Annotated in this window: 5 protein-coding genes; 4 read left to right on the top strand and 1 reads right to left on the bottom strand. The window is 57.8% G+C overall.

Annotation, left to right across the window (positions count from 1 at the left end; genetic code table 11):
• Nucleotides 1–87 precede the first annotated feature (87 nt).
• Nucleotides 88–489, top strand: a complete 402-nt coding sequence (locus tag GTK01_RS20735; protein WP_371924444.1) for a multicopper oxidase domain-containing protein — start codon at nt 88–90, stop codon at nt 487–489.
• A gap of 31 nt (nt 490–520) precedes the next feature.
• The gene (locus GTK01_RS20730) at nt 521–958 is read left to right on the top strand and encodes a DUF411 domain-containing protein (protein WP_371924443.1); all 438 of its coding nucleotides are present in this window, start codon (nt 521–523) and stop codon (nt 956–958) included.
• Between the two features lie 682 nt (nt 959–1,640).
• On the opposite strand, the gene GTK01_RS20725 is transcribed toward GTK01_RS20730, so the two are convergent.
• Nucleotides 1,641–2,057: a hypothetical protein gene (locus tag GTK01_RS20725; RefSeq protein ID WP_252929727.1), complete on the bottom strand. Its 417-nt coding sequence runs from the start codon at nt 2,055–2,057 to the stop codon at nt 1,641–1,643.
• A gap of 641 nt (nt 2,058–2,698) precedes the next feature.
• On the opposite strand from GTK01_RS20725, the gene GTK01_RS20720 reads away from it, so the two are divergent.
• Together GTK01_RS20720 and GTK01_RS20715 are read left to right on the top strand one after the other, a co-directional pair.
• Nucleotides 2,699–4,168: a site-specific integrase gene (locus GTK01_RS20720; RefSeq protein ID WP_252929725.1), complete on the top strand. Its 1,470-nt coding sequence runs from the start codon at nt 2,699–2,701 to the stop codon at nt 4,166–4,168.
• Nucleotides 4,165–4,398 carry a hypothetical protein gene (locus GTK01_RS20715; protein WP_252929723.1) on the top strand — a complete coding sequence of 78 codons (234 nt, stop codon included), beginning with the start codon at nt 4,165–4,167 and terminating at the stop codon, nt 4,396–4,398. The genes GTK01_RS20720 and GTK01_RS20715 overlap by 4 nt, the downstream gene beginning before the upstream one ends.
• Nucleotides 4,399–4,483: the final 85 nt, after the last annotated feature.

Here is a 4,483-nt window from a genome sequence, read left to right as displayed (position 1 = left end):
AACGACAGACAATCGAACTCCGGCGCTTGCAGCACCGAAAACTCGCCGCATAAAGTCAACCAAGGGGCGAGGCCGAAACTCCGCTAAATCTCCATGCCCATTGCGCCAAATGTCCTGACGACGGACATGGCGCAGGCGATTTGGTCCATCAACGGGACATCCATGACGGGGGACGGGCACGCAGGCATGGCACCGCTACTGACGCTCGGGCGGGGGAAGACCCACCTGATCACGATGCGCAACCGAACCGCATGGTGGCATCCGATGCACCTGCACGGCTTCAGCTTCCGGGTACTCACGCGAAACGGGGCCGCGGTTCCGCATCGACGGTGGGCGGACACGGTGCTCATGGCTCCCGAGGACACTATCGAGATCGCTTTCGTCGCGGACGCTCCCGGTGACTGGATGCTGCATTGCCACGTCACCGATCACCAAATGACAGGACTGATGACGGTCCTCCGCGTCGCCGACGCAGAGGACCGTCGATAGTCAGCAACGAAAACCTTGAAAGGAAACCCACATGCTTCGCACCATCATGATGACCACGATTCTCCTAGCCACAGGTGTCGCCGCTAATTCCCAAGAAGTCCTTAGAGCTACCCTTTACAAGAACCCCCAATGCGGGTGCTGCGAGAGCTACGCCGATTACCTGCGCGCAAATGGATTCGATATCGAGGTTGAGCCGACCAACGAACTCTCCCGGATCAGCCTCGACGCAGGGGTTCCAGAAAATGCCCAAGGATGTCACACGATGTTCGTCGATGGTTACGTGGTCGACGGACACGTCTCGGCCGATATAGTTCGGAAACTCCTGTCCGAACGCCCTGACATTGCTGGAATTACGTTGCCCGGCATGCCGCTCGGATCACCCGGCATGGGCGGCGAGAAAGCCGGAACGTTTGCGATTTTCGCGGTGACCAAGGACGGCAAGACTGTGACGGCCTACGCGATGGATTAGAGGGGGCAATCGATGCGGAGCGCTGGTTTGGAACGCGGACTCCACCATCGCACGGACAGGGGGTCCGATGCGGCGGAGCTGGCCTTGTTCTCTGTCGCGCTCGGGGTTTGCGGTGGCCGTGCTTGCAAGCCACCGCATTTGGGGAGGCCGCCAAAAAGCGGTTAGAGACGCCTTGACGTCTGGCGCGGCCGGCCCGCCTGGAAGTGAGTTGTCGCCGGCTTCGAGGAAGCACGGACTCGTGGTGGACGAGCCCTCGGCGGACTTCGTCGCGCTAGCTGCGGTGCCTGCCTAAGGATCGACGCTTCCCATGACGCATCTGGCCCTTGACCTTCCACCCGCTGGAAGGCGCATGGTTCATCGATGAAAAAAGCCAACGGAAAGCGACAGCGAAATCGATGTCTGGACCGCTCCATTCTCGCAGCGTTCAGGAACGCGCGCGCCGCGGGCAGACCTGACGTGGCTGAGCACCTTCTTTGCGCGTTGGAGTGCCTTTGCGGGAGCGAAGCCATCGAGGATAGCGTAGCAGGAGAAGCGTACCTGGCGATCGGCTGTGGTTGTGGGGATCAAGTTCGGCAATAAGCGTCCCGCATGGGATCTGAAGACCCATGCGGGACGCTTAACTGCCGCCAGCGCCCTGTCGGGCAGGTGCGGCGGGTACGCCACAGTTCCCGCTTCGATTGCCTTACATGCCGTCGACTTTGAAGGGCAGTGCGTAGGGCGTGTTGTCCGGACGCATCCCGGGCGTGTCGACGTCTGTCATACCCTCGGCGAAATCATATGTGTCGTTGTCGTTGGTCTCGTAGTGGATCATCGCAACGTAATCGGTGCCTTCCATCGCTCCGCCTTCGATCTCGACGGAAACGTTCTCGCTGTCTCCAGCAGGCACGGCCGTGTGTCCGATCGACGCTGGGATGACGGGTTCGCCGCCTTCTACAGCATGGATGACCACGTAGCCGTCCTTGTCGATCTTGACCGCAGGGAACACCACCGAATTGCCTTCGATCGTCGCGCCTTCGACGTCGATGTTGAGGTGGTCGGCGTGGGCCACTGCCGGCATGGCGGCAATCGCGGTGACGAGTGCAATCTTGATAAGGTTCATGGAATTTTCTCCCTTTCGTTGACCGTGCAGATACGAGCTGACGAGCGAGCAAGTTTCAGAGCCCGACACGGAGCCCTGCATTCCCGGTCGAGATTTGATCAAGTCTGCTTACGGCTGATCGGGGGGTCGCCCTTTGCAAATGCCAGACCGCAAACCGATATCCAAAGTTCGGCCCCAAGACCGAGCGACAGAAAACCACCCCATTGACGGCAAGATCAAACTGATCCCGCCGGGGTCGAGCGGAATCGTTCTGCTTTCACCCGGAACAGGAAAACAGCTCAATTTCGGCTATCCGCTTCTCCCCATGAAATTTCAGCACGAGCGCGGACGCTACCGCCGATAGCGGGATGTCGAATCATGGCCCTATTACATGCCGGGAGCGAGCAGCGGCGTCGCTGCCCGCATGCTGCCGCCAATGCATCGGCCCGTATTTTCTCAAGCGGCTTGCAGGCCAACACCGAGGTCAACTGCTGCGCAATTCAAGGATCGCTCGGCGATAAGCATGTCGCGCATTCAAAACGAACCGGCGCTCCGCCAGCTTCTGGTTGGAGCCGCTAAAATCTATGGAAGACGTTCCACATAACTCCACGTGTCGTGAAGGCTGCGGAATTTGCCCTCCCGATTAATGAAAGCGAACGCCAATGGATTGGACGGACCCACACGTAACCTGTCGTGACGTGCCTTCGTTTCTTGTGATTAATCTGCCAATCGACCGTGCACGACCATCTCTGCTGTCGCCCAATGTCACTGTCGCCCACCGGGCGCATTTGCCTGTCCTTTTGATCTGCACCGCCGATGACGACGAAATCGTGGTCCCGAAGGAAGCTTTGGCTTGGGCGCTGCACCTCACTGACGAGATCGTGCCGGCTGCGTCGATACGGCGGGGCTTGAATGCAGTAGGCCGGTTGTTCGACTTCACGAGTTCGATCGGTCATCACCGCATTGAACAAGACGGCTTTATCGATGTAGCAGTTTACGAATATCTGAGAGCACGACTCGAAACTCCACCCGACCTGCAATCTCGATCGTTCAAGTATTGGCATCCCGTCGGCTACAATACCGTAATCGGCGAGTTCAGGGACATCGTTGATTTCGCACGTTTCTGCAGAGAATATGCGGGCGAGTCGTCGATCATAGGATCTGCTTTCAGAAAATCCAGAAAAGTCTGGGAGTTAGTGAACTGCAATATATCAGCCGACGATCTTCTATCACATCTTCGGGCCCAACGTCTGCGCTGGAGCGCGCTGACCGGTGGTGATCGTCCGGTAGTCGCAAGGGGTATTCGGCGAATTGCAGGCAACAGGTCGTTTGCGCGTTCTACGTACGACACGTCGCTGTCGATGGCGGAGGTCGATGCGATCATTGATCTTGAGCGGAACGTTGCGTTCAAAGCTCTTTGGATACTCTTGGCATACGCGGGCCCTCGCATCAGCGAGGCGCTTAACCTGTGGCGCTGCGACGTACTCGACAGTTCCTATGCCCGAAGGCTCTTCAACGCTGACGTAGTGGGTCCTGTGATTGTTTTTGCGGACCCGAGGGAGTCCACATACCTCGGGTCGTTTGGGCGCGGGTTGCCGTCCAAGACGCGAGAAGAGCACCTGCGCCGGACATTCGGGCTGAAGCCGAGGCCCAGCCTAACCGACAAGCGACGTGCGGGCTGGAAAGGGATGAGCGTCTTCGAGCCCCAGCGAATGTTGACGCATGGCACATGGACCTGTCACGCGCGAGCCAGCGAATTCGCAGACCTCGTGACAAGGCTTCACGACATACATTTGGCGGCCAAGACCGACCTCAAGCACCCATATTTGTTCATCAGCGTTAAGAACATCCAGTACCTCGGCGAGCCGCTCAAAATGGGCAACGTGGAAAAGGCGTTCTCGCGCGCATGCAAGCGCGCCGCTATCGAGCCTCATTCACCAGGAGCCAGCCTGCATGGATTGCGCCACTACTATCGCTGGTATGCGACAAATATCCTGAAGCTCGGAGAAGACATAATACAGGTTATGTTACGACATCGCAGCCCCCTTAGCCAACGCGTTTACGGCAAAAGGACTTCGGATCTCTTCGAAGCCATGAATGCTTTAGTTTACCCAGGAAGGGTAGCGCAATGAAGCTAAAGTTCATCGACGACGACAATATTATGGCTTCCGATCTTGAGCCGGGTAGCGTTTTCAACGGCGGAGAGCAGATGGTGTTGCTGCGGTTGCCTACGGTACAAGAACTACGAGACTTGTGGCAGGAATTCGACAGGGAAATACGACTGGAATTCCGTGACCTCCTGCAGAGCACGTTTGGTGAACTGGAGACCTCGAAGAACCTCCCCATCTCGCCCGTTTCATGATTCAATCTTCCGGTGATTTGCGGGAGGCTGCAGATGCGGGGACAGGTTGGGTTCTGGGATATTGACGAGCGTTATGTACGGCTGA

Source organism: Aliihoeflea sp. 40Bstr573 (assembly GCF_024105655.1).
Taxonomy (GTDB): domain Bacteria; phylum Pseudomonadota; class Alphaproteobacteria; order Rhizobiales; family Rhizobiaceae; genus Aliihoeflea.
The sequence above is the reverse complement of the archived record's forward strand: the minus strand, read 5'-3'. Positions and strand labels throughout refer to the sequence as shown.

Excerpts from the sequence above, each read along its gene's own strand:
- GTK01_RS20730 (WP_371924443.1), top strand. The coding sequence starts at position 521 with ATGCTTCGCACCATCATGATGACCACGATTCTCCTAGCCACAGGTGTC.
- GTK01_RS20725 (WP_252929727.1), bottom strand. The coding sequence starts at position 2,057 with ATGAACCTTATCAAGATTGCACTCGTCACCGCGATTGCCGCCATGCCG.
- GTK01_RS20720 (WP_252929725.1), top strand. The coding sequence starts at position 2,699 with ATGGATTGGACGGACCCACACGTAACCTGTCGTGACGTGCCTTCGTTT.
- GTK01_RS20715 (WP_252929723.1), top strand. The coding sequence starts at position 4,165 with ATGAAGCTAAAGTTCATCGACGACGACAATATTATGGCTTCCGATCTT.